At 71.3% G+C, this 25,405-nt stretch carries 25 protein-coding genes; 18 read left to right on the top strand and 7 right to left on the bottom strand.

The genetic code is table 11. From position 1 onward, the window contains the following. The first annotated feature begins 148 nt into the window (after window positions 1-148). The 4 genes from ACIBVQ_RS05130 (at window position 149) to ACIBVQ_RS05115 (ending at window position 4,344) form a co-directional block, all read left to right on the top strand. A complete protein-coding gene (locus tag ACIBVQ_RS05130) occupies window positions 149-1,507 on the top strand; it encodes a S8 family serine peptidase (RefSeq protein WP_399175724.1) in 1,359 nt (452 codons plus the stop codon). Beyond that, window positions 1,497-1,760 (top strand): hypothetical protein, encoded by a 264-nt coding sequence (locus tag ACIBVQ_RS05125; RefSeq protein WP_352009368.1) that lies wholly within the window; start codon window positions 1,497-1,499, stop codon window positions 1,758-1,760. The genes ACIBVQ_RS05130 and ACIBVQ_RS05125 overlap by 11 nt, the downstream gene beginning before the upstream one ends. Window positions 1,761-1,994: 234 nt before the next feature. Next, entirely contained in the window at window positions 1,995-3,152 is a 1,158-nt protein-coding gene (locus ACIBVQ_RS05120; RefSeq protein WP_399175722.1) for a right-handed parallel beta-helix repeat-containing protein, read from the top strand. A gap of 370 nt (window positions 3,153-3,522) precedes the next feature. After that, window positions 3,523-4,344 carry an ion transporter gene (locus ACIBVQ_RS05115; RefSeq protein ID WP_352009365.1) on the top strand — a complete coding sequence of 274 codons (822 nt, stop codon included), beginning with the start codon at window positions 3,523-3,525 and terminating at the stop codon, window positions 4,342-4,344. A 28-nt stretch (window positions 4,345-4,372) separates the two neighbouring features. Here ACIBVQ_RS05115 and rpsD read toward each other — a convergent pair whose 3' ends face one another. Continuing rightward, window positions 4,373-4,987, bottom strand: a complete 615-nt coding sequence (gene rpsD / locus ACIBVQ_RS05110; RefSeq protein WP_352009364.1) for a 30S ribosomal protein S4 — start codon at window positions 4,985-4,987, stop codon at window positions 4,373-4,375. Window positions 4,988-5,073: 86 nt separating this feature from the next. Between rpsD and ACIBVQ_RS05105 the strand changes: the two genes are divergently transcribed. Continuing rightward, the gene (locus ACIBVQ_RS05105) at window positions 5,074-5,796 is read left to right on the top strand and encodes a DUF2470 domain-containing protein (protein ID WP_352009363.1); all 723 of its coding nucleotides are present in this window, start codon (window positions 5,074-5,076) and stop codon (window positions 5,794-5,796) included. A gap of 74 nt (window positions 5,797-5,870) precedes the next feature. Here the strand turns inward: ACIBVQ_RS05105 and ACIBVQ_RS05100 are convergent, their stop codons facing one another. Continuing rightward, window positions 5,871-6,449 carry an ATP-dependent Clp protease proteolytic subunit gene (locus ACIBVQ_RS05100; RefSeq protein ID WP_352009362.1) on the bottom strand — a complete coding sequence of 193 codons (579 nt, stop codon included), beginning with the start codon at window positions 6,447-6,449 and terminating at the stop codon, window positions 5,871-5,873. Window positions 6,450-6,712: 263 nt separating this feature from the next. On the opposite strand from ACIBVQ_RS05100, the gene ACIBVQ_RS05095 reads away from it, so the two are divergent. The 4 genes from ACIBVQ_RS05095 to ACIBVQ_RS05080 all read left to right on the top strand — a co-directional run bounded on the left by ACIBVQ_RS05095 (window position 6,713) and on the right by ACIBVQ_RS05080 (window position 8,259). Continuing rightward, window positions 6,713-7,219: a GNAT family N-acetyltransferase gene (locus ACIBVQ_RS05095; protein WP_352009361.1), complete on the top strand. Its 507-nt coding sequence runs from the start codon at window positions 6,713-6,715 to the stop codon at window positions 7,217-7,219. A gap of 101 nt (window positions 7,220-7,320) precedes the next feature. Beyond that, on the top strand, window positions 7,321-7,515 hold the full coding sequence (locus tag ACIBVQ_RS05090; protein ID WP_352009360.1) for a CsbD family protein: 195 nt from the start codon (window positions 7,321-7,323) through the stop codon (window positions 7,513-7,515). 68 nt (window positions 7,516-7,583) lie between these two features. Beyond that, window positions 7,584-7,949 carry a hypothetical protein gene (locus tag ACIBVQ_RS05085; RefSeq protein WP_352009359.1) on the top strand — a complete coding sequence of 122 codons (366 nt, stop codon included), beginning with the start codon at window positions 7,584-7,586 and terminating at the stop codon, window positions 7,947-7,949. A gap of 46 nt (window positions 7,950-7,995) precedes the next feature. Beyond that, window positions 7,996-8,259, top strand: a complete 264-nt coding sequence (locus ACIBVQ_RS05080; protein ID WP_352009358.1) for a hypothetical protein — start codon at window positions 7,996-7,998, stop codon at window positions 8,257-8,259. 82 nt (window positions 8,260-8,341) lie between these two features. Here the strand turns inward: ACIBVQ_RS05080 and ACIBVQ_RS05075 are convergent, their stop codons facing one another. Next, window positions 8,342-9,511, bottom strand: coding sequence for an ROK family transcriptional regulator (locus ACIBVQ_RS05075; RefSeq protein ID WP_352009357.1), 1,170 nt, complete (start codon window positions 9,509-9,511; stop codon window positions 8,342-8,344). Between the two features lie 145 nt (window positions 9,512-9,656). On the opposite strand from ACIBVQ_RS05075, the gene zwf reads away from it, so the two are divergent. The 5 genes from zwf (at window position 9,657) to ACIBVQ_RS05050 (ending at window position 15,487) form a co-directional block, all read left to right on the top strand. Continuing rightward, window positions 9,657-11,132: a glucose-6-phosphate dehydrogenase gene (zwf, locus tag ACIBVQ_RS05070; RefSeq protein WP_399175718.1), complete on the top strand. Its 1,476-nt coding sequence runs from the start codon at window positions 9,657-9,659 to the stop codon at window positions 11,130-11,132. A gap of 38 nt (window positions 11,133-11,170) precedes the next feature. Then, window positions 11,171-13,039, top strand: a complete 1,869-nt coding sequence (gene edd, locus ACIBVQ_RS05065) for a phosphogluconate dehydratase (protein WP_352009355.1) — start codon at window positions 11,171-11,173, stop codon at window positions 13,037-13,039. Window positions 13,040-13,049: 10 nt separating this feature from the next. Next, a complete protein-coding gene (locus tag ACIBVQ_RS05060) occupies window positions 13,050-14,018 on the top strand; it encodes a glucokinase (protein ID WP_352009354.1) in 969 nt (322 codons plus the stop codon). Beyond that, on the top strand, window positions 14,015-14,626 hold the full coding sequence (gene eda, locus ACIBVQ_RS05055; RefSeq protein ID WP_399175715.1) for a bifunctional 4-hydroxy-2-oxoglutarate aldolase/2-dehydro-3-deoxy-phosphogluconate aldolase: 612 nt from the start codon (window positions 14,015-14,017) through the stop codon (window positions 14,624-14,626). Before ACIBVQ_RS05060 ends, eda begins: the two co-directional genes overlap by 4 nt. Window positions 14,627-14,800: 174 nt before the next feature. Next, window positions 14,801-15,487, top strand: a complete 687-nt coding sequence (locus ACIBVQ_RS05050; RefSeq protein WP_399175713.1) for an AAA family ATPase — start codon at window positions 14,801-14,803, stop codon at window positions 15,485-15,487. Here the strand turns inward: ACIBVQ_RS05050 and ACIBVQ_RS05045 are convergent. Beyond that, window positions 15,417-16,382: an endonuclease/exonuclease/phosphatase family protein gene (locus ACIBVQ_RS05045; RefSeq protein ID WP_399175711.1), complete on the bottom strand. Its 966-nt coding sequence runs from the start codon at window positions 16,380-16,382 to the stop codon at window positions 15,417-15,419. The two genes, ACIBVQ_RS05050 and ACIBVQ_RS05045, sit on opposite strands and share 71 nt — an antisense overlap. Window positions 16,383-16,572: 190 nt before the next feature. Next, window positions 16,573-17,169 (bottom strand): hypothetical protein, encoded by a 597-nt coding sequence (locus ACIBVQ_RS05040; protein ID WP_399175709.1) that lies wholly within the window; start codon window positions 17,167-17,169, stop codon window positions 16,573-16,575. Between the two features lie 176 nt (window positions 17,170-17,345). On the opposite strand from ACIBVQ_RS05040, the gene ACIBVQ_RS05035 reads away from it, so the two are divergent. The 3 genes from ACIBVQ_RS05035 to ACIBVQ_RS05025 all read left to right on the top strand — a co-directional run bounded on the left by ACIBVQ_RS05035 (window position 17,346) and on the right by ACIBVQ_RS05025 (window position 20,092). Beyond that, window positions 17,346-18,170 (top strand): helix-turn-helix transcriptional regulator, encoded by an 825-nt coding sequence (locus ACIBVQ_RS05035; RefSeq protein ID WP_352009349.1) that lies wholly within the window; start codon window positions 17,346-17,348, stop codon window positions 18,168-18,170. Continuing rightward, window positions 18,161-18,355: a DUF397 domain-containing protein gene (locus ACIBVQ_RS05030; protein ID WP_352009348.1), complete on the top strand. Its 195-nt coding sequence runs from the start codon at window positions 18,161-18,163 to the stop codon at window positions 18,353-18,355. The genes ACIBVQ_RS05035 and ACIBVQ_RS05030 overlap by 10 nt, the downstream gene beginning before the upstream one ends. 327 nt (window positions 18,356-18,682) lie before the next feature. Continuing rightward, a complete protein-coding gene (locus ACIBVQ_RS05025; protein ID WP_399175707.1) occupies window positions 18,683-20,092 on the top strand; it encodes a tetratricopeptide repeat protein in 1,410 nt (469 codons plus the stop codon). Here the strand turns inward: ACIBVQ_RS05025 and ACIBVQ_RS05020 are convergent. Next, window positions 20,081-20,533 (bottom strand): Lrp/AsnC family transcriptional regulator, encoded by a 453-nt coding sequence (locus tag ACIBVQ_RS05020; protein ID WP_352009346.1) that lies wholly within the window; start codon window positions 20,531-20,533, stop codon window positions 20,081-20,083. The genes ACIBVQ_RS05025 and ACIBVQ_RS05020 overlap by 12 nt on opposite strands. A 116-nt stretch (window positions 20,534-20,649) precedes the next feature. On the opposite strand from ACIBVQ_RS05020, the gene ACIBVQ_RS05015 reads away from it, so the two are divergent. After that, window positions 20,650-24,171, top strand: coding sequence for an indolepyruvate ferredoxin oxidoreductase family protein (locus tag ACIBVQ_RS05015; RefSeq protein ID WP_399175705.1), 3,522 nt, complete (start codon window positions 20,650-20,652; stop codon window positions 24,169-24,171). 71 nt (window positions 24,172-24,242) lie between these two features. Here ACIBVQ_RS05015 and ACIBVQ_RS05010 read toward each other — a convergent pair whose 3' ends face one another. Continuing rightward, window positions 24,243-25,307 carry a LacI family DNA-binding transcriptional regulator gene (locus tag ACIBVQ_RS05010; RefSeq protein ID WP_399175703.1) on the bottom strand — a complete coding sequence of 355 codons (1,065 nt, stop codon included), beginning with the start codon at window positions 25,305-25,307 and terminating at the stop codon, window positions 24,243-24,245. Window positions 25,308-25,405 lie beyond the last annotated feature (98 nt).

Raw genomic sequence — 25,405 nt, 5'->3', positions numbered from 1 at the left:
GACCTTCCGGAGAAGGAAATCAACCCTGGCGTTTTGCTGGGATTGGTGACATAAGGCCTGGTCAGAGGCATTTTTCACGGCTGGACGGGGCCGCCGGAAATGCAGGAACGTGGGGAGAGTTCGATCCCCTCGAATCCGGTGGTGCGCCATGCGAGTCCTGATCCAGCTCCGCCCAACCCCCGACATCGTCGCGGCCGTGGCCGACCCGGGTGTCGCCACGACCACGGCCGACGTGTCCGACGGCCTGCCCGGGGTCGTCCTCGACCACTCCTTCGTCCCGGTCGCGGTGCCCCGCCCGGTACCGGCGGCCGGGGGCGACCCGCTGTCCCTGAACCAGGCACTGACCTTCTCCTTCGCCGCCGAGCACGCCTCGGTCCTGGTCCGCGGCGAGATCTCCGACGACGAGCTCTCCACCAGGGTCACGCTGCTGCCCAACACCCGCTCCGACGTCATCGGGGTGCACGCCGACCCGGTGATCGGGTCGAGCATCGTCTGCGGCGGCGACGCCCCCGTCGGCGACTGGCACGACGTGGAACGGCTGCTGCGCGTCGCCGAGCTCAGGTCGGAGGGGCTGGACGGCTCCGGCGTCCCCCTGGCCATCGTGGACACCGGCATCAACGCCGCACACGTCGCCCAGCGCATCGGACACGCCCCGATCATCGACTCCGCCCACAGCTGGAACCCCTCCGGCGTCTCCGGGACCGCGGGCCGGTTCGAGGTCGACCACGGCACGATGTGCGCCTTCGACGCGCTGATCAGCGCCTCGAAGGCGTCGTTGATCGACATTCCCGTGCTGCTCTCCCGGCGTCCCGGCGGCTCGGAGATCGACGGCCTGCTCTCCGACGCCGTCGCCGCCTTCGCCCACCTGCGCACCGTGCTCGACTCCCTGCCCGCCGCGACCCGGTCGCTGGTCGTCAGCAACAGCTGGGGCTCCTTCTCCCCCGAGTGGGACTTCCCCGTCGGCCACCCCGGCAACTACTCCGACAACGCGGCCCACCCGTTCAACCTGATCGTCTCCAGCCTTGAGCAGGCGGGCGCCGACGTGCTGTTCGCCGCGGGCAACTGCGGGCGCGACTGCAGGGACCGCCGGTGCGCCTACCCCGACCGCCCGATCGGCGGCGCCAACTCGCACCCGAGCGTGCTGTCCGTCGCCGGTGCGGACACCGAGGGCGAGCGGGTCGGCTACTCCTCCCAGGGGCCCGGCCGTCTCGCCCAGCGCAAGCCCGACATCTGCTCCTACACCCACTTCTCCGGCTCCGGGGCCTTCGGCGAGGGCTCGCCCGACTCGGGCACCTCCGCGGCCTGCCCCGTCGCCGCCGGACTGGTCGCGGCCATCCGCACCCGCTGGCCCGCCGCCGTACTGTCCCCCTCGCAGCTGCGCACCCTGCTGCACCGCACCGCGGACGACCGGGGCGGTGTCGGCTACGACTACGACTACGGCTACGGCCTGCTGGACGTCGCGGGGGTTCTCGCCGCGCTGCGGCGCAGAGACCGGCGTGCGGCGTAGCGGCGGCACGGTCATGGTCCTCATCACCGTACGGCTGCCGCCGCAGGCCACACTCGAACAGGCCACGCACCGTCTCGGCCTCAGGGACGAGGAGGTCGACCTGGGCTACGACCTGGTGCTCATCGATCCCCGCAGGGGCCTGTACGGCCTGCGCGTGACCGAGGCCGCCGCCGACCGGATCTCCCCGGTCGCCTTCGGAGGCACGGGCCCCCACTCCGACCCCCGCATCGAGCCGTACGGCCCGCCGCGCTAGGCCGAGCACCGGCGGGGAAACACGAAAAGGCCCGGCCGAAAAAAGAAGAAAAACCGGAAAACCGTATCTCCTTTTCTGTCACGTAGCCTTCCGGAGGCATTTCCGGAACAGGTGGCGGCCGTTTTCCCGCCTTTTCCGCTCCCTGATCCTCGTGCACCCTTGGTCCGTGGAACCCGGCGCCGGCCCCCTTATCCCGGCGCCGGGGAAATCATTCACCGCGACCATGGAGGGGAAATGCCCGAGAGGAAGAGCGATTACGGCCCGGCACGATTACCGGGGGCGGTTCGCACGGCCGCCGTACTCGTCGGGGCCCTGTCCGCCGTCCTGGCCACGGCCGGACCCGGAGTGGCCCTGCCCGTCCCAGCCCCCGCTCCCGCCACGGCCGCGCAGTGCGGTGACGTGGTGACGGCGAACCTCGTCCTGACCGCCGACCTGGTGTGCCAGGGCACCGGGCTGACCATCGGCGCGGACAACGTCACCGTCGACCTCGCGGGCCACACCGTCAGCGGGGCGCCCGCCGTCCAGATCCCCGACCGCAGGGGCACGACGCTGGTCAACGGCACGCTCACCGGCTCCCAGTCGCTCACCGCCGCCGGTTCCCAGCTGATCTCGCCGATCCCGCTGACGGTCTCGGGAGTCCGGCTCGGGGCGCAGACGAAGCTGACCAACGCCTCCGCCGTCCTCGGTCAGGGTTCCGGCGGCTGCACGGTCAACGGGATCAGGGCCCAGGACTCCTGGGTGACGCTCGACGGCTGCGAGGCGCGCGACCAGCTGTATCTGCGCCAGTCGACGGGCACCGTGCGCGCGAGCAAACTGACCTCCGGCTCCCTGCGGCTTGAGCAGTCCAGCAGGGGGCGCTACGAGAACAACGTCTTCGACGACTTCACCGTGCTCCTCTACGACATGTCCCGCGAGAACGTGTTCACCGGCAACGTCCTGAAGAACGCGGAAAGCGCCTTCTACACGGCCATGCCGCAGTCGCCGAACGTCACCAACACGATCCAGGACAACGACATCAGGAACAACGACATCGGCTTCGAGGCCGATGACGTCACCGGTTTCACCATCAAGGGCAACCGGTTCACCTCCAACCGCACCGCGGGCGTCCTCGTCGACAACGGCATCAGGCGCGCGAACTCGGAGTGGATCTCCGGCAACGTGTTCACCGGCAACGGCCTGCGGCCCAGCGGGGTCAAGGATCGTGACGGCAACCCGGTCGCGGGTGGCGTCCACGTCCGCACCGTCCCCGAGTCCCGGATCAACCTGTCCGGCAACGTCGGCAGGTTCAACGGCGGCTACCTCATCTGGGCTCCCGCGGGTCAGGTCGTCGACGGCGGCGGCAACAAGGGCCCCTGCGGGCCGGTGCCCAACCCCGACCTGACCTGCCTCTGACCACGCGTTCCCGCGTTCCGCCCCATCCGCCGTCCTCTCGGCCCGCCGACCTCCGTGCGCGCCGAGTCCACGCTGTCGGATTTATCACCAAATTTCAGGAAAAGCGGTGTGGGCAGGTTCGGTGGAACCCGATCGCCGAAGACGGCACGCGTGACCGTCGCCGCCGCGCCCGCGGCGACCGTGCTCGGGGCGGCCCGCGCCGCCCCGGCCTCGGCGCGCGTCCCGGATGCGGGAGCGGGCGAACGACCCCCTGCGGCGGGACGGGCCGGTCCCTGGCCTGAGGAGGCCGACTTCCGGGCGGGGCGGATGATCCCCGAGCGATATGATCTTCCCTCAGTTCACCCGGCCAACGACCCACGGGGAGTCATTCGTGCCGCTGCGCGAGCGTGCCCGCGCCGTCCTGGAGGCTCCGCGCTTCCAGCAGGCCGTCATCGCGATCATCCTGGTCAACGCCGCGACCCTGGGACTGGAGACCTCCGAGGTGGCGGTCGAGCGGTACGGCACGGCCCTGACCGTCATCGACCACGCCGCGCTCTACGTCTTCGTCGCCGAGTTGCTTGCCAAGGTCTACGTCTACCGGGGCCGGTTCTTCGCCGACCCGTGGAACCTGTTCGACACCTCGATCGTGACGATCTCCCTGTTGCCCGTCGCCAGTGGCCTCTCGGTGCTGCGGGCGTTGCGCATCCTGCGGGCGCTGCGCCTGATCTCGGTCGTGCCGAGTCTGCGCAGGGTGGTGACGGCGCTGCTCAACGCGGTGCCCGGGATGACGTCGATCGTGCTGTTGCTCGGCCTGGTGCTCTACGTGGCGGCGGTGATGGGCGCCAAGCTCTATCACGACACCGCGCCGGACTACTTCGGGGACCTGCCGACCTCGCTGTTCACCCTGTTCCAGATGATGACCGGGGACGGATGGTCGGACATCACCCGGGAGGTCATGGACGAGCACCCGGCGGCCTGGATCTTCTTCGTGGCCTTCATGCTGGTGTGCACCTTCGTGGTGCTGAACCTCTTCATCGCCGTCGTGGTCAGGGCCATGGAGGACGAGCACGCCGAGCAGTCGGCCGAGGCCGCGGCCCAGGAGGCCCTGACGGTCAGGGAGACGAACGAGGCGGTGCTCGCGGAGCTGACCGCGCTCAGGGCGGAGATCCGCGAGTTGCGGGACCGGGTCCCGGTGACGCCCGCCGGCCGCTGACCGGTGGGCGGGCGCCAGCGGTGAGCCGTCAGCGGGAGTAGAACTCCACGACGAGCTGCTCGTCGACCGGGATCACGATCTGCTCGCGCAGCGGGCGGCCGACAAGGGTGAACCTCAGGTCGGTGTGGCTGACGTCGAGGTAGGCGGCGATCCGGTCGTCGGCGTAGACGCCCTCCGCAGCCGCGACGAACGGCTGCATCGTCCTGGACCTCTGACGGACCGCGATGACCTGGCCGGGCTTGACCAGGTAGCTGGGGATGTCGACCTTGCGGCCGTCCACGGTGATGTGGCCGTGGGAGATGTACTGACGGGCCGCGTAGATCGACGGGGCGAGACCCGCCCGCAGGACCAGGGAGGCCAGACGGCTCTCCAGCAGCACAACCAGCTCGGCCCCCGAACGGCCGGTGCCACGCAGCGCCATGTCCCAGTAGCGGCGCATCTGCCGCTCGGAGACGTCGTAGTACCAGCGCAGCTTCTGCTTCTCCATCAGCCGCAGGCCGTAGTCACCGGTCTGCCGCCTGTTCGTCTTGCGCCCGTGCTCGCCCGGAGGGTACGGCCGCTCCTCGAAGTAGCGCACGGCCTTGCGGGTCAGCGGGACGCCCGCCCTGCGGGACAGCCGCACCTTGGGCCCGGTGTAGCGCACGGTCACTCCTCTGTGATTAGGTTTGCCTTAGTGAGGTAAGCCTTACCTTAGGTCAAGGATCCCCCGATCTCAAGGAGAGCCTGTTCATGCAGCCCGTCACCGCTCCCCCGATCCCCGAACGGGTCCGCACCCTCGCCGCCACGGCCGTCCCGACCCACGTGTCCCTGACCGGGACCCGCCTGCCCGCCTCGCCCGCCAGGGGAGGCGTCGACGACCGGGGCCGCCCGGTGCTGCTGGTCATGCCGGGAGATCCGCTCCACGACGCGCTCGACGAACCCGTGGTGACCGTCGACCTGACGGCCAGCCGCAGTCTCGGAGCCGTCCAGGCCTCGCGCGGCCTGCTCAAGGTGCAGGGGTGGGCGCAGGCCGTACCCGATGGGGAGGCGCGGCAGGCCGCGATCGCGATCGCCGAACGCTGCCCCGACGAGGCGCTGTTCGAGGCTCTTGAGGGCCGTGGCCCCCGGCTGCTGCGGATCGACGTCGGCCAGGTGATCTATCTCACCGGCCCGGAGTCGGGGGTGCTCGACGGTGAGGAGTATCTCGGCGCCCGCCCCGACCCCCTGATGGACGTCGCCGAACGCCTGCTCGGCCATGTCAACGGCACGCACCGCGACCAGCTTGAGACGGCGCTGGCCTGCCTGCTCGACGGGCCCGTCCCCGACGTATGGCTCTGGGAGCTCGACAGGTTCGGCGCGACCGTCCGCTCAGGCGTCGACGAGCCGACGCTGATCCGTCTGCCCTGGCCCGTCCCCGTCTCCGACGCCGGGTCCCTTGAGCGCGCCCTGCGCTGCCTGCTCTGTCACCGCTGACGCACCCGGCCTGCTCCCGTTCTCCCCGGCCGCGCCCCTGTCCGTTCGCGGGACGCGCGGGGAGAGGGGTTGTCTCAGCTCTCGGGGACGACCTCCCTGGTGGTACGGATGACCTCGTCGACGAGCCCGTAGTCCCTGGCCTCGGTCGCGGTGAACCAGCGGTCGCGGTCCCAGTCCTCCTCGATCTGTTCCAGCGTCTGGCCGGTGTGGAAGGCGATCCGCTCACGCATGAGCTGCTTTGTGTACAGCATCTGCTCGGCCTGAATGGCGATGTCGGTGGCGGTGCCGCCCAGGCCTCCCGAGGGCTGGTGCATGATGATCCTGGCGTGCGGCAGCACGTAGCGCTTGCCCGGCGCCCCCGCGCACAGCAGGAACTGCCCCATGGAGCCCGCGATGCCCATCGCGACCGTGGCGACGTCGTTGGGGATGTACTGCATGACGTCGTAGATGGCCATGCCCGCCGAGACCGAGCCGCCCGGCGAGTTGATGTAGAGCCAGATGTCACGCCGGTCGTCGTCCGCGGACAGCAGGAGCAGCTCGGCGCAGATCCTGTTGGCCACCTCGTCGTTCACCTCCGTGCCGAGGACGACGATCCGTTTACGCAAAAGCCGCTGGTAGAGCTGATCCTCGGCGACGGGCCGCGAATTGGTCATCTCTTTCACCCACCCCGGAGCTGAATTTACGAATGACGATTCATCGCGACCATAACGCTCCCGGGCCGGCGTTCCCGCGCCGTTCGCTGTGAGCGCTTTCCGCTCACAGCGCACCTTGGAGCGGCTCCCATGGGTGACAGACAAACCTCCGCCCCTGCCTCATCAAAGGATCAAGGCATCGTTCAAGATATGGGGATGCGACCGATCTCACCCGAACGCCGGGGCGGGCGAACCCGCCCGGAGCGCGACCGTCGGAGCGTGTCATGAACTCCCCCATCCGTGTCCTGGACGCCCACACCACGAACCGCTGGGCGGACGTCGGAGCGTTGATCTTCGAGTACATGGGAGCGACCCAGGCGGAGCTCGGTCTCCCTGTCCCGGTCTCCCTCGACGAGCTGCCCGCCCGCATGCAGAACGAATGCCGCGACCCCGGGTCCGTCTACCGCGACCCCGGCGTGTTCCTCGTCGCCTGCCACGACGACAGGCCGATCGGCGGCGTGGGTCTCAAGCCCCTCCCCGGGACGGACGCCGTCCAGGTGAGCCGTCTCTACGCGCGTCCCGGCCACCGTGGCGGGACGGGCAAACTGCTGATGGAGCACGCGCACAGACATGCCGAGCAGCGGGGTTTCGCCCGGCTGGTCCTCGACGTCATGCCCCAGCGCCACCAGGTCATCGGCCTCTACCGCCGTCTCGGCTACACCGAGGTCGAGCGCGAGGACCACCGCTCCTTCCGCATGCTCTCCATGGAACGGCTCATCACCCCCGCATAGCCCCTTTCCCGCAGGCCCATGTTTATCTTCCTCGTCCTCGGACACTGGATATCCCTGTGCGGGGAAACTCCACATAGAGGACATAAGGGGATGAATCACTCATGGGTGCGGAAGACAAGGTCTCCAACAAGGCCGAGGAGCTCGGGGGCAAGGTCAAGGAGGGCGCCGGGCGCCTCACCGACGACGAACGGCTTGAGGCCGAAGGTCGCGCCGACCAGAGCAAGAGCCACCTCAAGCAGGCGGGCGAGAAGCTGAAGGACGGCGCCGAGAAGGTCAAGGACGCCTTCAAGGACTGATTCCACCGGTCTCGCCGTGCCGTACGAGGCCCGGCGAGACCCGAGGTCCGCGAGGAAGGGGGACCGGTATGACGGTGACGCGGTTCCATGACCTGCCGCTGGCCGACTCCAGGCGACGCTGGAACAAGGAGGCCGCCGAGAGACGCGTACGCGCCTGGGCGGGGGCACAGCACAGGCCGAACGCCAAGTACCGCGAGGCCCACCTCTGGTACGACGGCGGCGAGCCCGACGAGTTCGGAAGCTACAAACTGCCCTTCGCCGACGTGGTCGACGGTGAGCTCAAGGCCGTCCCGCGCGCACTGCACGCCGCCGCGGGCGTCGTCGAAGGGGCCAGAGGCGGGGTCGACGTCCCCGGTGGCGACGTCGGGCCGATCAAGTCCCATCTGGCCAGGTACTACTCCAAGATGCACGAGACACCGCCCTGGGAGGACTGAGCGCGGGGCCACACCCGCCGGAGAACCCCGCCCGAAGGAGGAGACGATGACACCCGAGGAACAGCCGGAGCGGATGTCCGCGGACGGCAAGCCCATGGTCGGCGCGACACCCCGCGACGTGGTCCACATCAGGCTCGGCTCGTTCGCGTTGATCGCGGCCGTCGGCATCGGTGTGCTCGGCTTCGTGGCGGGTCTGACCTGGCTGACCGTGGTGATGGCGCTGGCGGTCGTCGTCGCGGTCGTCGACATCGCCCTGGCGGTCCGACGCCAGTCGCACGCCAGGAAGGGCACGACGACCGAGGCGGGCTGAGCGCCCTTCCTGGAGGACCGCCGCCCGCAGGCACGGCCCTCGGGAGTACAGGCTCCCCGTGGGCGCGGCCGGGCACCGGCCCTCAGGAGGGGGCGTCCACGGCCTCGGGCGACAGGATGTGGTCCAGGACCATGTGCGCGCAGCCGACGATGCCCGCGCCGGGGCCGAGTCTGCTCCGCTCGATCCGCAGGTTACGGGTCGACAGGGCCGTCGAGCGCCGGTGGACGACCTCGCGCACCCCGGCGAGCAGCGGCTGGAAGGTCTCGGCCACGTCCCCGCCCAGCACGACCACGGCGGGGTTGAGCAGGTTGACGGCGGTGGCGACGACCTCGCCGAGCATCCTGGCCGCGTTGCGGACGACGGTCATGGTCTCGGCGTCGCCCGCCCGCACCAGGCTCACCACGTCCGCAAGGGTTCTCACCTCGTGGCCCCTGGCGCGCAGGTCACGCAGGATCGCGGTGCCGCTGGCGACGGAGTCGACGCAGTCGACGTTGCCGCACCGGCAGAGCACCCCGCCGCCGTCGCGGACCGGGATGTGCCCGATCTCCCCGGCCGCGCCGAGCGCGCCGCGCAGGATCTCGCCGCCCGCGATGATGCCGGAGCCGATCCGGGTCGAGACCTTGATGAACAGCAGGTCGTCGGCCTGCCCGGCGTAGACGGCCCGGTGCTCGCCGATCGCGATGACGTTGACGTCGTTGTCGAGGAAGACCGGGGCGGGGAAACGGTCCGCGATGATCGGCGGGATCGTGACACCGGTCCAGCTCGCCATGATGCGGGCGCTCTCGGTACGGCCCGCCGCGAACTCGACCGTCGCGGGCACCCCGAGGCCGACCCCGCGCACCTGGGAGACGGGCCGGTCGCCGAGCAGTTCGCCCCAGGTCCGCATGACCAGGGGGAGGACGACGTCCGGCCCCTCCTCGACGTCGATGGCGAGGTCGGCGCGGGCCAGCTCTCCGCCCGCGAGGTCGCACACGGCGATCTGTGTCTTGCTCGCCCCGAGGGAGCCGACCAGCACGACGCCGCCCGAGGCGTTGAAGACCAGGCGGGTCGGCGGGCGGCCTCCGGTGGAGGGACCGTCGCTGTCCTCGATGACGAGGCGGCGGTCCAGCAGCTCGGTGACCCGAAGCGAGACGGCGGGCCGGGACAGGCCGGTGACCCGGCCGATGTCCGCGCGCGTGATCGCCTCACCGGTGCGAATGAGGCGCAGAACCTCACCGCTGGTGGCGAGCGCGGCAGCGGGACGACGAGGCATCCGCTAAGTGAACCACACCCGCTTAGGAAATGAAAAGTTCAAACTTTCTCATCTAAGATGACAAAACTCCGCTTGTGTAGAGCGCAAGATCCGGCTAGTGTCCGATCTATCCCTAATTCCGGTAGATCACCACGGAGTACTCCCCATGTCCGAGCTCCCGCAGTCCGCCGACCTGATCGTCTTCGGCGGTACAGGCGACCTCTCCATGCGGAAACTTCTCCCCGCGCTGTACCACTGCGACCGTGACGGCCGTCTCTCCCCCGAGACCCGCATCATCGCGATGTCCCGGGGCGGACTCGACGACGCCGACTTCCGCGGCAAGGTGGACGCCCAGGTCCGCGGCGCGGTACCGATCGACGACCTGAACGTCTGGGAGCGTTTCCTCGGCAGGCTGCACCACGTCTCGGTCGACATCGGCGGCGAGGACACGGCCGGCTGGGAGCGGCTCGGCGCCATGCTCGCCGGGCACGAGCAGCGGACCCGGGTGTTCTACCTGGCCAGTCCGCCCATGACGTTCGGCCCCTTCTGCAGGCAGCTCGAACGTGTGGGGCTGGTCACCCCCGCCTCCCGGGTGGTGCTCGAAAAGCCGCTCGGCCGCGACCTGGCCAGCGCGCGGCGCATCAACGACGAGGTCGGCGCCATCTTCGACGAGCGCCAGATCCACCGCATCGACCACTACCTGGGCAAGGAGACCGTGCAGAACCTGCTCGTGCTCCGCTTCGCCAACGCCTTCCTTGAGCCGATCTGGAACTCCCTGTGGATCGACCACGTCCAGATCACCGCCTCGGAGACCGTCGGCACCCCCGGCAGGCGCGGCTACTACGACCACGCGGGCGCGCTGCGTGACATGGTGCAGAATCACCTGCTCCAGCTCCTGTGCCTGGTCGCGATGGAGCCCCCCTCGCGCAACGACCGCGAGGCCATCCGCGACGAGAAGGTCAAGGTCCTGCAGGCGCTGCGGCCCATCGTCGGCGGCGAGGTCGACCGGTTCACCGTCCGCGGCCAGTACACCGTGGGCGAGTCCGGCGGCGAGCAGGTCCCCGGATACCTCGACGAGCCGGACGGCACCGCGCCGACCGAGACCTCGCGCCGGGTGGAGACCTTCGCCGCGATCCGCGCCGAGGTGAAGAACTGGCGCTGGGCGGGCGTCCCCTTCTACCTGCGCACGGGCAAGCGCATGCCCCACCGGTACTCGGAGATCGTGGTGCAGTTCAAGGACGTGCCCCACTCGATCTTCCCCGGCAGCGCGCCCAACCGGCTGGTGCTGCGGCTGCAGCCCAGCGAAGGCATCCAGCTGCACATCATGGCCAAGGAGCCGGGCGCCGGCGAGGTCGCCCTCAAGCCGGTTCCGCTCAGCCTGAGCTTCGCCGAGACCTTCACCACCCGGGTGCCCGAGGCCTACGAGCGGCTGCTCATGGACGTCCTGACCGGCAACCCCACCCTGTTCATGCGGCGTGACGAGGTCGAGGCCGCCTGGCGGTGGATCGACCCGATCCTCGGCGAGTGGGAGGCGCACGGCACCCTGCCCGAGCCGTACCCCGCGGGCACCTCGGGTCCCGCGGGGGCCCACGAGCTCCTCGGCCGCAGCGGCCGTACCTGGCACGAGGAGGCCTCGGAGTGAACGAGCCCGCAGACCACGACGACCGACGAGGAGGCCGGATGAACCCCGCCATCCAGGAGATCACCGACCGCCTGGCCGAGCGCAGCCGCGCCAGCCGTGGCGCCTACCTCGCCCGGCTCGACGCCGAGGCGAGGACGGCCCGCGAGCGCGGGCCCGCGCGCGGACATCTCGGCTGCGCCAACCTGGCCCACGGCTTCGCCGCCGCCGGCAGGGACAAGCCGGACCTGATGGCCAACGTCAAGCCCGGCGTCGCGATCGTGTCGAGCTACAACGACATGCTGTCGGCGCACCAGCCGTACGAGACCTATCCGCCGATCCTCAAGGCGGCCGTGCGCGCGGCGGGCGGCGTCGCGCAGTTCGCCGGCGGCGTGCCCGCCATGTGCGACGGCATCACCCAGGGCCGCGCGGGAATGGAGCTGTCGCTCTACAGCCGCGAGGTCATCGCGATGTCCACCGCGATCGCGCTCTCGCACGACATGTTCGACGCCGGTCTCATGCTGGGCGTCTGCGACAAGATCGTGCCGGGCCTGCTGATCGGCGCGCTGCACTTCGGCCACCTGCCCGCGGTGTTCGTGCCCGCGGGCCCGATGACCTCGGGCCTGCCCAACAAGGTCAAGGCACGCACCCGGCAGCTCTTCGCCGAGGGCAAGGTCGGCAGGGAGGAACTGCTCGACGCCGAGTCGCGCTCCTACCACTCGCCCGGCACCTGCACCTTCTACGGCACCGCCAACTCCAACCAGGTCATGATCGAGGTCATGGGCCTGCACCTGCCGGGCTCGACGTTCGTCAACCCGCGCACCGAGCTGCGTGAGGCCCTGACGAAGGCCGCGGGCAGGCGGGCGGTCGAGATCACCGTGCACGGCGAGGAGTACACCCCCGTGGGGCGGGTCGTCGACGAGAAGGCGATCGTCAACGCCTGTGTGGCGCTGCTGGCCACCGGCGGCTCGACCAACCACACGATGCACCTGGTGGCCATCGCCGCCGCAGCGGGCATCGAGCTGCTCTGGGACGACCTGGCCGCGTTGTCGAAGGTGGTGCCGCTGCTGACCCGCATGTACCCCAACGGCCAGGCCGACGTGAACCACTTCCAGGCCGCGGGCGGCATGCAGGTGCTCATCGGCGACCTGCTCGACGCCGGGCTGCTCCACGCCGACGTGCTGACCGTCGCCGGACACGGCCTCGACCACTACCGCTCGGCCCCCGTCCTCAAGGACGGCGCGGACGGCGAGCTGCTGTGGGAGGAGCGCACCGAGGGCAGCACCGACCCCGACGTGCTGCGTCCCGTCTCCGAGGCCTTCTCCCCCGACGGCGGCATCCACATGCTCGACGGCAACCTGGGCCGCGCGGTCAGCAAGGTCTCCGCGGTCAAGCCGGAGCACCTGGTCGTCGAGGCCCCGGCGAAGGTCTTCGACGACCAGCTCGAACTGCTGCGCGCCTTCGAGGCGGGCGAGCTCGACGGCCAGGACTTCGTCGCCGTCATCCGCTACCAGGGACCCAGCGCCAACGGCATGCCCGAGCTGCACAAGCTCACCCCGCCGCTGGCGGTGCTGCTCGACCGGGGGCAGCGGGTGGCGATCGTCACCGACGGCCGCATGTCCGGGGCCTCCGGCAAGGTTCCCGCGGCCATCCACCTGTCGCCCGAGGCCGCGCACGGCGGGCCGATCGCACTGGTCAGGGACGGCGACCCGATCCGTCTCGACTCGACGGCAGGCACCCTTGAGCTGCTCGTCCCCGCCGAGGAGCTGGCGGCCCGCACCCCGCAGGGCGCCCCGCTCACCGACGCCCGGTGGGTCGGCACGGGACGTGAGCTGTTCGCCGCCTTCCGCCGTACGGCGGGCCCCGCCGAACGCGGCGCCGGGATCTTCGCCCTGAACGGCCACGCGGAGAGCCTTGAGGCCGGGGCATGAGGAACGCGCGATGGTGAGCCTGCCCTGGCTCCCCTGGCTTGTCGCCGACGTCGGGGGAACCAACGCCCGTTTCGGCCTCGTCACCGAGCCGGGCGGCGCCCCCGAGGCGGTGGCCGTGCTGGCCGGCGCCGATCACGAAGGGCTTCCCGAAGCCGTAGCCGCCTATCTCGCGGAACACGCGGGCGGAGTTCAGCCGGGAGCGGCCTGTATCGCGATCGCGGGTCCCGTCGAGGGAGACCGTTACCGGCTCACGAACGCGGGCTGGTCGGGCTCCGTGCACGCCCTCGGCATCCCCAACGCCGAACTGCTCAACGACTTCGAGGCCCTGGCCGCCTCCCTGCCCCACCTGGGCGGGGAGGATCTGGTCTCGCTCGGCGGCCCCGCGCCCTCGCACGGCATCAAGGCCGTGCTCGGGCCGGGAACGGGCCTCGGCGTCGGGGGTCTGGCGCCCGCGGCCGAGGGCTGGGTGCCGATCCCCAGCGAGGGCGGCCACGTCACCGTGCCGATCCTCGACGAGCGCGACCACGAGATCGTCCGCGCGCTGCGCTCCGAGGGGCTCGAACACGTGATCGCCGAGCATCTGCTGTCCGGCCCCGGCCTGACCCGGCTGCACCGTGCCCTGGCACTGGTGCGCGGGACCGACGCGCCGCGCCTGACCGCCGCCGACATCGTGGCCAGGATGGACGACTCGCTGTGCGCGGAGACCGTCGAGGTGTTCTGCTGCATGCTCGGCACCTTCGCCGGGAACGTGGCGCTCACCCTGGGCGCCAGGGGCGGCGTCTATCTCGGCGGCGGCGTGCTGCCCCGTATGGTGGGACGGGTTCTCTCCAGCGGCTTCCGCCGCCGGTTCGAGAGCACCCCCATGCTGAACGACTACCTTTCCGGCATCGCCACGAACCTGATCGTGGCGCCCCAGCCCGCGCTCGTCGGCGCGGCGGCGTGGCTGAGCCAGCGCCTGTCCAACATGGAGTATCGATGAGTCTGCTCGACATCGCCCCGGTGATCCCGGTCGTCGTGATCGACGACCCGGAGACCGCGGTCCCCATGGCCCGTGCCCTGGTCCGGGGCGGCCTGCCCGTGATCGAGGTCACCCTCCGCACCGAGGGCGCGCTGGAGGCCGTCGAGCGGATCGCCGCCGAGGTGCCCGAGGCCGTCATCGGCGCGGGGACCATCCGTACCGGCGCGGACGTGGACGCCGCCGTCAAGGCCGGTGCCCGGTTCCTGGTCAGCCCCGGCTCCACGCCCTCGCTGCTGGACGCCATGCGGGACAGCGGCGTGCCGTTCCTGCCGGGTGTCGCGACCGCCTCCGAGGTTCTGGCGCTGGCCGAGCGCGGCCTGACCGAGATGAAGTTCTTCCCCGCCGAGGCCGCGGGCGGGCTGCCGTACCTGAAGGCGCTGGCCGGACCGCTGGCGGAGGTGCGGTTCTGCCCGACGGGCGGCATCAAGCCCGCGACGGCCGCGGCCTACCTCGCGCTGCCCAACGTCGGGTGTGTCGGCGGCAGCTGGCTCACTCCGGCGGACGCGCTGGCCTCCGGTGACTACTCCCGCATCGAGCGACTGGCCGCGGAGGCCGCCGCTCTCCGCTGAGCGACGTTCACGGGGTGGAGCCGGGAGCACCGTTCCTTTACCCTGTAGGGGCGAGGGGAGTACTTCCCAAGAGCCGACCCGGTCAGTACGGACGTCCCACGGCGTCCCCGGGCGGCCGCCCGCACTGCGCGGGTGAAGGAGACCTCGGATGACCGCGTCATTCGAGGAGTCGCCATGCCCACCCTCCCCTCCCCCACCGGCGACACGCCCTCCTGTCCTCTCGGGGGAGGGGCCGCGACGGTCCTGACCTATCCGCCGGGTTCCCTGGTCCTGCTCGCTGGTCTCCCCGGCGCGGGCAAGAGCACTCTGCTCGACCGGCTGTACGGCCTCAGCGGCGACGAACGGGAGCCGGTCGCCGCCGGCGGTACCCGGGTGATCGACTCACGGCAGTCACGCAACTGGTGGGCCCGCTATCTCGGGCCGGTCCCACATCGGGCCCGCACTCCGCTCGTGCATGCCACACATGTGTGGCGGATCGCACGGGCGGTGCTCGGCGGGCACGACGTGGTCGCGCACACCCGGGGCACCTGGCCGCACATTCTGCACGGCTTCGCCTGGCTGGCCCGCAGGGCAGGCGGCGAGGTCCACCTCGTCCTGCTCGACGTCGACCCGGAGACGGCGCGGGCCGGGCAGCGCGCTCGGGGGCGCACGGTCACCGCGACGACCTTCGCCAGGCACCGCCGCCGCTGGCGGGACCTGGTCGGCCGGGCCCGGCGCGGCCCCCTGCCGCCCGCCGCGGGTGTGACCCTGCTGGACAGGCCGGCGGCGGACCGGGTCGGCGCGATCCGCTTCACCGGCCCGCGCCGGCCTCCCTCCCGGAGGGGAAACGCAGGTCGGCCAGGATCGGCCGGTGGTCGCTGACCGACCTGGGCAGCACCCGGCTGTCGAGCACCTCCAGCCCCCGGGTGAGCACGTGGTCGAGGCGCACCAGGGGCAGGGTGGCCGGCCAGGTGAACTGCAGGCCGGAGCCCGCCCGCTCGGCCGCGGGTGAGAGCGTCTCGGTGAGCGCGCGCAGCTCCCGGTCGGTCGAGGCGGTGTTGAGGTCGCCGACGACGATGATCCGGGGGCTCGGATCGGCCCTGATCGCCGCGGCCAGCGCCTCGACCTGGGCGTTGCGCTCGGCGATGACCCACCGCTCCCCCGGGCGGAAGGACGCCAGGTGCACGGCGTAGAGGTTGACCCGGCCGTGCGGGGTACGGATGGTCGCCCACCGGGAGCGCGGCACCCCGGGCACCGACTTGGGCCTGCCCACGAAGGGATATCTGCTCCACACCGCGATGCCGGGGTTGTCGGGGAACCGGTAGGGCAGGTCGGGGTCGATCTCCGCGGCGAAGGCGGGATCGACCGTTCCGTTCATCAGGACCGGGTCGTCGTAGAGCTCGGCCGCCACCAGGATGTCGGGGCGCGCCGCGCGAAGGGCCCTCGCGGTCCCGGCGAGGTCGGGGTTGGCCATGTTGACGTTCTGGTGGACCACGCGCAGGTCCGGCTGCCCGGCCCGGACGGCGGGCACGAACGCGGGCCCGAACATCACCCCCCACGTCACGGCCGGAACCAGCGCCCCCGCGGTGGCGAGCCGTGACCTCCTGGCGAGAGCGGCCACGGCCAGCAGCGGGACCACGAGACCGAACCACGGCAGGGCGCTGTCGAGCGTGTTGCCCCATCCCCGCCAGTTCGGCACCAGCCGGTGCCCGGCGAGGACGAGGGCGGTCAGTGTGCCCGCGGCCGCGACGAGCCCGCCCCGAAACCGCTGCGCCATGACGTTCCAGAGATCCCTTCGACGGCCGGGCCCGCGCGTACGGCCCCGCCGTGGGATCCGGGGCCGCGCGGAACGGTCCACGCCCCGGGTCCGCCGTACTCGGTGGCCGGGCGGACGACTCTACCGCCGTCCGCCGCCCCTTTCCGCCCCGCCCGGCAGGACCAGGCGGAAAGGGGCGTCTCTTTCGGGCCTACCGGACGGGTACCGGGCGTGGACGGCTCCCGTCCGTCACGCCCGGCGCGACCCCGGCCGCGAGCATGACCCCGGACACGGCCGGCGGCCGCGGCAGGGCGGGGGAAGGCGGCTCCTCAGGACGGTCCCCCGTGACCGGCCCTCGCAACGCCCTGCCCGGCGGAGGCACCGTCCTGTCCGGCGGAGGCGCGAAGGAGGGGCGGCGTTCCCCCGGCCGCCCTGCCTGCCCGTCGCCGTGCTCGCCGCTGTGATCGCCTCCGCGCTCGCTTCCGTACCCGCCGCCGTACTCACCGTCCTGTCCGCCGTCCAGCTCGACGTAACGCAGCATCACCCCACGCGCGACGGTCGCGGGGTTGTCCACCCCGTAGACGGCGTAGAGCCGCCGTCCCGTCCGCCGCGACAGGTGTCCGGCCCACCAGCGGTAGACCGTTCCGTCCGTCCAGACCACCAGGTCTCCGTGCACGGAGACCAGCGCCAGACCGTAACCCCCGTGGACGTCACCCTTGACTCCCCGACTGGCCAGCTCGTCATTGAGCAGACCTGCGGCACGCACGGCGGGCGTCCAGGCGGATGTGCCGTGGACGATCGTCACCACCGTCCACCTCCTCTCGGTAATCGATGCAAGCGATTCTTCGTTTCCACTTCCCAGAGTGAACAGGAGTGATTACTTTCTGTAGATGTTCGACTACGAAGAGGTACATGCACCTCGGTTCGGGTCGGCTGTAGGTTCCACCCCGACCCCTGTAGGACCCAGAAAGACGGGAGCCCCCCATGCCCGCCCCCAAAGAGCTGGACCCCAGCACGAGCGTCAGCGCTTACTGGGGTTCCGAGCTGCGCAGGTTGCGCGAGGCGATGGGCTGGAGCCAGCAGGAGCTGGCCAGACGGACCTCGTACTCCACCTCACTGGTCGGCTTGATCGAGACCGCCGCACGTGCTCCCACCAGGAAGTTCGCACAGAGATGCGATGAGGTCCTGGAGACCGGCGGCACCCTCGTCAAGCTCTGGCCGCTGATCGGCAGGGAGTCCTCCCCCGCGTGGGTGCGCTCGCTGTTCGAGCTGGAGTGGGAGGCAAGGACGCTGCGTAACTATCAGCTGTCGGTGGTTCCCGGGTTGCTACAGACCGAGGACTACGCACGGGCGCTGACCCGGGCGGGAAGGCCGTTCGACACCGAGAAGGAGGTTGAGGAGATGATTACTGTGCGTATGCAACGCCAGCGACTGCTCGACCGGCCGGACCCGCCGATCCTCTTCGTCCTGCTGGACGAAGCCGTGCTGACCCGCCCCATCGGTGGCGGCGCGGTCATGCGCGCGCAGTTGCAACACCTTCTGGATGCCACGATGCGACCGCGGATCACCATCCAGGTGATCCCCTTCGACGTGGGCGCCTATGCCGGGCTCGCAGGGCCCATCTTGGTCCTGTCCTTCAAAGGCGCCCCCGACATCGTGTACATGGAGAACGCGGAAGCCGCACAGCTTCTGATCGATCCAGCGCGGGTCGACCCTCTATCGGCCCAGTTCGACGCCCTGCGCTCATATGCCCTACCCCAGGCCGCATCGGCGGCCTTCATCGAGAAAAGGATGCATTCATGGACCTGACCGGCGCACAGTGGCGCAAGAGCAGCCGTAGCAACGGAAACGGCGGCGAGTGCGTGGAGGTGGCCGACAACCTCCCCGGCGTCATCGCGGTTCGCGACAGCAAGAACCCCGATGGCCCGGCTCTGCTGTTCAGCCCCCAGGTTTGGGCCGACTTCCTGACGCGTGTCAAGACCGGCGTGGTCTGACACAGGTCCGTGAGGCCCCCGCTCCGGCGGGGGCCTCGTGCTTTTTCGCTCCCGTTTTTGGGGTTTCTTGACCGGCTGCTCCCCGAGGGGCTCGTGCCCGCGGTGCTAGCTTTCTCATGATCGAGAACCTGAACGGGGGCTTTTCGAAAAGGACGCCGAACGTGGGTTTCACGCAGTACTCGACCCGGTTTCGCCGCGTTTCCCGAGAGATCATTTCCGGAAAAATCCGGACAATGTGCCGCCGGCCGGTTCCCGTTCCCCACCGTTCCACGCGGAACGACGGGCCGCCGTGGCCCGGCCACCTCTGAGAGCGCGGAGGCGAGACGCGTGCGCAGATTCCTGCCGTTGCTCGGCTGCCTGACGGCGGGCGGCGTCCTGCTGGCCCTGTTCGGCCCCGGTGATCCGGCGCCCGGTCCCGGAACACCGCCCGGAGCCTCGACCGGACCTGACGGGGCCTCCGCCGGAGGCTCACGGACCTCCCGGACGCGGATCGACCCCGTCGCGGACGCGCGCGCCCGCCTGCGTGAGCATCCCGCCGACGCGCGGGCCTGGACGGCGCTCGGCGACGCCCATCTCGACGCGGCGGGGCGCACCGGCGACCCGGCCCACTACGCCCTGGCGCGCTCGGCCTTCAGGTACTCGCTGAGCCTGTCCCCCGAGGCCGACGCAATGATCGGCATGGGTGTGATCGCCAACGTCAGGCACGACCACGGCGCCGCCCGTGCTTGGGGAACACGGGCCCGCAGGACCGCGCCGCGCCGCTGGCCGCTGTACACGGTGCTGGCCGACGCCTACACCGGGCTCGGCCGGTACGACAGGGCGGACCTCGCCCTGAGGCGGATGCTCGGCGGCACCCCGGACGTGGCCTCGCTCACCCGGGCCGCCGACCTGCTGCGGTTGCGCGGTGAGAGCGGGCGGGCCAGGGCCGTGCTCCGCAGAGCCGGGTTCGCGGCCTCCTCCCCCGCAGAGCTGGCGTGCCAGGCCCACGGGCTCGGCGAGCTCGAATGGAGTCTGGGACGGCCGCGGCGGGCCGTACGCGCCTACGGGCGGGCGCTCGCCGCCGACCCCGAGCACGCCCCCTCGTACGCAGGACGGGCCAGGGCGGAGGCGGCGCTCGGCTGGACCGACGCGGCGATCCGCGACTACGGCGCCGCGGCGGCCCGCGACCCCGGCTACACGGCCGACCTCGGCGAGCTGTACGAGCACCTCGGGCGGCCGGAGCGGGCCGCGCGGCAGTACGCCCTGTTCACCTCCCACGGCCTGGCAAGGGTGGACGCGCTGAGGGCGGGACGGTTCGAGGCCGACCACGGCGACCCCGCCTCCGCCGTACGGCGCCTGCGGGCCGAGTGGAACGGGCACGGCGGCGCGGACGTCGCCGACGCCCTGGCGTGGGCGCTGCACCAGGCCGGCCACGACGCCGAGGCGGCCGGGTACGCCGCCCACGCCGAACCCCCCGGCTCCCGGAACGCGCAGGCCGCCTACCACCGGGGCGAGATCGCGCGTGCCCTCGGCGACACGGCCGCCGCCCGCGCCCACCTGGCCAGGGCGTTGCGGATCAACCCCTACTTCTCCCTCGACGGCGCACCCCGGGCCAGACAGGCACTGATCGACCTGCCCAGGACGCCGCCCCCTCCCCCGCCCGCGCCATCTCCCAAGCCATCGTCCAAGCCGTCGCCCAAGCCGTCGCCCTCCGGGACTCCCGCCCCGTCCGCCGCGCCGCGGAGGTCACAGCGGTAGGACGCCACCGGGTTTGAGGGCCTTCATGGCGATCTGGGAGGTCAGCTTGTCAAGGCCGGGCAGTTTGCCGAGCCGTTCGAGGCACAGCTGGCTGTAGGCCTCCATGTCGGGCACCGCGATCCGCAGCACGTAGTCGGGGCGGCCGAACATGCGCAGGCACTCGACCACGTCCTCGATCTCCAGGACCGCGGCCTCGAAGGCGGTGACGGTCTCCGCGTCCTGGCCCTCAAGCTCCACGTACGCCAGAACCTGGAAGCCGCGCCCGACGGCCGCCGGGTCGATGACGGCCCGGTAACCGCTGATCACCCCCGACTCCTCAAGGTTGCGGACCCGGCGCAGACAGGGCGAGGGAGTGAGCCTCACCCGCTCGGCGAGTTCGAGGTTGCTGAGCCTGCCCTCCACCTGGAGAAGGCCGATGATTGCGCGATCTGTGGCATCCATGGCATCGGATGCTATCCACTCAGCAGTGGACAATAAATATTGACATCATATTTCGGACAGCCTGACATAACCTTGCGGCAACCAAAGTGCACCACGGCAAGACGGGACCACCGATCATGACGATCTCCGCCGAAACCCGCGCAACGGCTCCCGACGACCGATACGCCCTCGAAGAGGGCCAGGTGTTCATGACCGGCACGCAGGCCCTGGTCCGCGTGATCCTCGACCAGATGCGCGCCGACCGCGCGGCCGGTCTCGAAACCGGCGCCATGGTCTCCGGCTACCCCGGTTCCCCCCTCGGGGGCTTCGACCTCGAACTCTCCCGCTCGCGGCGGCACGCCGAGCCCCTGGACGTCGTGCACCGTCCCGGCCAGAACGAGGAGCTCGGCGCCACGGCCGTCTGGGGCAGCCAGCTCGTCCCCGGCCTGCCCCGGCCGCGCAAGGCCGGCGTCCTCGGCGTCTGGTACGGCAAGGCCCCCGGTGTCGACCGCGCCGCCGACGCGCTGCGGCACGGCAACTTCGTCGGCGCCCACCCCGACGGCGGCCTGATCGCCCTGTGCGGGGACGACCCGATCTGCAAGTCCTCCACGCTCCCCTCGGCGACGGAGAGCACGCTGGCCTCCTTCGGCATGCCGATCGTCCATCCGGGAAGCGTCCAGGAGCTGCTCGATCTCGGCCGCCACGCCATCGCCGCCTCCCGGGCCAGCGGCCTGTGGGTGGCCGTCAAGACGGTGACCGACGTCGTCGACGCCAGCGGCACGGTCGAGGTGGGACCCGGCCGTGTGGTCCCGGTCACGCCCGTCGTCGAGTACCAGGGCAGGCCGTACCGGCACACGCCCGACGCGACCCTGCTCACGCCGTGGTCACTGGAGATGGAGCGGACCCTCACCGGCCCGCGCCTCGACCTGGCCCGTGCCTACGCCAGGGAGAACGGCCTCAACCGCGTCACCGTCGACCCCCGGGACGCCTGGCTCGGCGTCGTCGCCTCCGGCACCGCCTACTACGACGTGTGCGAGGCCTTCCGCAGGCTGGGCGTCGACCCGGCGGAGCTCGGCGTCCGCGTCCTCAAGATAGGCATGATCTGGCCGCTCGAACCGGAGATCGTCAGGACCTTCGCCAGGGGGCTCAAGGAGATCCTCGTCGTCGAGGAGAAGGACCCGCTGCTTGAGGGCCTGGTCAAGGACGTCCTGTACGGCACCGCCGACGCCCCCCGCGTGCTGGGCAAGCTCGACGAGAACGGCGCCCCGCTGATCCCGAGGAGCGGCGGCGTCGACGCCGACCTGGCGGCGAAGGCGCTGGCCTTCCGGCTGCGCAGGGCCGGACTCGACCCGGCGGCCGGCGACCGGGTCGACAGGGGGCTGGCGGTGATCTCCCGTCCGGCGCCGCTGAAGCTGCTCGGCCCGCAGCGCACCCCCTTCTTCTGTTCCGGCTGCCCGCACAACCGCTCGACCGCGGTGCCCGACGGTGCCCCCGTCGGCGCGGGGATCGGCTGCCACACGATGATCGTGATCAACCGCGAGGGCAAGGGCACGCTGACCGGCCTGACCCAGATGGGCGGCGAGGGGGCGCAGTGGATCGGGCAGGCGCCCTTCACCGACACCCCGCACATCTTCCAGAACCTGGGGGACGGCACCTTCCACCACTCGGGCTCGCTGGCCGTACGGGCGGCCGTCGGCGCGGGGGTCAACATCACCTACAAGCTGCTCTACAACAGCGCGGTCGCGATGACCGGCGGGCAGACGATCACCCCGTCGCTCGCGGTGGCCGACCTGACCCGCTGGCTGGAGACCGAGGGCGTGCGCAGGGTGATCGTCACGACCGACGAGCCCGAGCGTTACCGGGGGGTCAGGCTCTCCAGGATCGCCGAGGTCCGCGACCGGAGCGCGCTCGAACAGGCGCAGCGGGAGCTGGCCTCGATCCCCGGCGTGACCGTGCTGGTCCACGACCAGCAGTGCGCGGCGGAGAAGCGGCGGCTGCGCAAACGGGGCGAACTGCCCGACCCGGTCAGGCGGGTGGCCATCAACCAGCGGGTGTGCGAGGGCTGCGGCGACTGCGGGCAGAAGTCGGAGTGCCTGTCCGTGCTCCCGGTCGAGACGGAGTTCGGCCGCAAGACCGAGATCCACCAGTCCTCGTGCAACAAGGACTACTCGTGCGTCGAGGGCGACTGCCCGTCCTTCGTGACCGTCGTGCCCGGCAAGGACACCCGGCGGCGCCGGGCCGTACCCGTGCCGCCCGCGCTGCCCGCCCCCGAGCCGCGCGCCGGGGAGACGACGATCAGGCTGGTCGGCATCGGCGGGACCGGGGTGGTCTCCGTGGCGCAGATGCTCGGCACCGCGGCGATGCTGGACGGCAAGCGCTCACGCGGGCTCGACCAGACCGGCCTGGCCCAGAAGGGCGGCACCGTCGTCTCCGACGTCCGGATCTTCGAGGACGGCGAGGACCGCTCCGCGCGGGCGGGCACCGGCGCGGTCGACGCCTACCTGGCGCTCGACCTGCTCGGCGCGACCGACCCCAAGCACCTGAGCGCCGCCGACCCCGGGCGGACCGTCGCGGTGGTCTCGACCAGCCTGGTCCCCACCGGCTCCATGGTCGTCGACCCGTCCAGGCACGTCACCGAACTCGGCTCACCGATCGGCGCGCTCGAATCGCGCACCAGGAGCGAACTGAACGTCTACCTCGACGCCGAGGACCTGGCCCAGGCGCTGTTCGGCGACCACATGCCGGCCAACACGATCGTGGTCGGCGCGGCCTGGCAGCGCGGGCTCATCCCGCTGAGCCTGGAGTCGATCGAGCGGGCCGTACGGCAGAGCGGGGGCAAGACCGCCGACCTGACGATCGCCGCCTTCCACTGGGGCAGGGCCGTCGTCGCCGCCCCCGAGGCCGTCGCCGAGGCGGCCCGCCCGCCCGCGCCGCCCGCCTCCCGTCCCGATCCGGAGCTCGCCCGGCTCGTCGACTCGATCGCCGAGCCCGGCACCGAACTGCACCGCCTTCTGACGGTCAGGGTGCCCGACCTGGCCGCCTACCAGAACCCGCGCTACGCGGCCGGTTACGCCGAGGCGGTGCGCGCGGTCAAGGCCGAGGAGGAGAAGGCCTCCAGGGAGGCCTCCGGAGACTCACTGCCGATCACCGAGGCCTACGCACGTCACCTGCACCGGCTCATGGCCTACAAGGACGAGTACGAGGTCGCCAGACTGCACCTCGACCCGGCCGAGCGGGCCAGGATCGCCGCCGAGTTCGGGCCGGGTGCGAAGATCTCCTACAACCTGCACCCGCCGGTGCTGCGTGCCATGGGCATGAACCGCAAGATCCGCCTCGGCACCTGGTTCGACCCCGCCTTCCGCCTGCTGTACGGCATGCGCGGGCTGCGCGGCACCCGGCTGGACCCGTTCGGCATGGCCGGGGTGCGCAGGACCGAGCGGGCGCTGGTCGCGGAGTACACCCGCGACGTGCGGCGGGCCCTGTCCCACCTGACCCCCGAGACCGCGGCGACGGTCCTGGAACTGGCCGAACTGCCGGACGTCGTGCGCGGTTACGAGCACGTCAAGATGCGCAACGTGGCCGCCTACCGGGCCTCCGCCGCCTCCCTTCTCGGCCGCCTTTCCGGCGGCCGCAGGCCCGGCTCCCCCGAACGGGGGTGAGCCGGGGCCGCGAGACCCTCCGCACCGGTCAACGGCGCCCGGTGCGGAGAGGCGGCCCGCATCCGGCGGGTCTAACGGTTCACCAGCGGGCCGGAGCCGGTCGAGCGGCGTACGACCAGCTCGGGCTGGAAGACCAGTTCGACGTTCCTGCCCCGGGTGCCGCTGATCTCCTCGATGAGGGCCGCGACGGCGGCCGCGGCCATCGCGCCGACGGGCTTGCGGACGGTGGTCAGCGGCGGGTCGGTGAAGGCGATCAGCGGCGAGTCGTCGAAGCCGACCACCGAGACGTCCTCGGGCACGGACAGCCCCCGTTCCCGGCAGGCCCTGATCACGCCGAGCGCCATCAGGTCGGAGGCGCAGACGATCCCGGTGCAACCCTGTTCGAGCAGCCGGACCGCGGCGGCCTGGCCGCCCTCGACGGAGAACAGCGAATGCGAGATCAGCTCGTCGGTCTCGTCCGCGCCGAGCAGGTGCGCCATCGCCTGGCGGTAACCCTCGATCTTGCGGATCACCGGCACGTACCGGCGCGGCCCGAGGGCCATGCCGATCCGCTCGTGCCCGAGGTCCACCAGGTGCTGCACGGCCAGCCACGCCGCCGCCCTGTCGTCGGGGGAGATGAAGGGGGCCTCGATCCGGTCGCTGTAGCCGTCCAGCAGCACGATCGGCAGGCCCCGGCCGACCAGTCGGGTGTAGCGCTCGACGTCGGCGGTGGTGTCGGCGTGCAGCCCGGAGACGAAGACGATGCCGCTGGCCCCCCGCTCCGTCAGCATCTCGGTGAACTCGTCTTCGGGGGCGCCGCCGGGAAGCTGGGTGCACAGCACCGGGGTGTAGCCGTGCTGGGTCAGCTCTCTTCCGAGAGCCTGGGCGAACGCCGGGAAGATCGGGTTGTCCAGCTCGGGGATCACCAGGCCGACCACCCCGTTGCTGCTCCCGCGCGGGCGCTGCGGGCGCTCGTAGCCGAGCACGTCCAGCGCGGCCAGCACCGCCTGCCTGGTCGTGACCGCCACGCCCTGCCTGCCGTTGAGCACCCGGCTGACCGTGGCCTCGCTCACTCCCGCCCGCGCCGCGATGTCGGCCAGTCTGACGCCCGCGCCGTCGAGGCGGGGCCGGGGGACCCGCGGGAGTTCGCCGTCCATCACAAGCACCCCACCATGCGGCCGAGCGGGGCGCAAGCCAGACGGCATCCGGCCCCCGTGAAAGGGTTCGCACAACTTTTCGCAAACTGTAACATTCA

The organism is Streptosporangium sp. NPDC049376 (assembly GCF_044466505.1).
GTDB lineage: Bacteria > Actinomycetota > Actinomycetes > Streptosporangiales > Streptosporangiaceae > Streptosporangium.
This window is presented reverse-complemented; position numbering and strand designations above follow the sequence as displayed.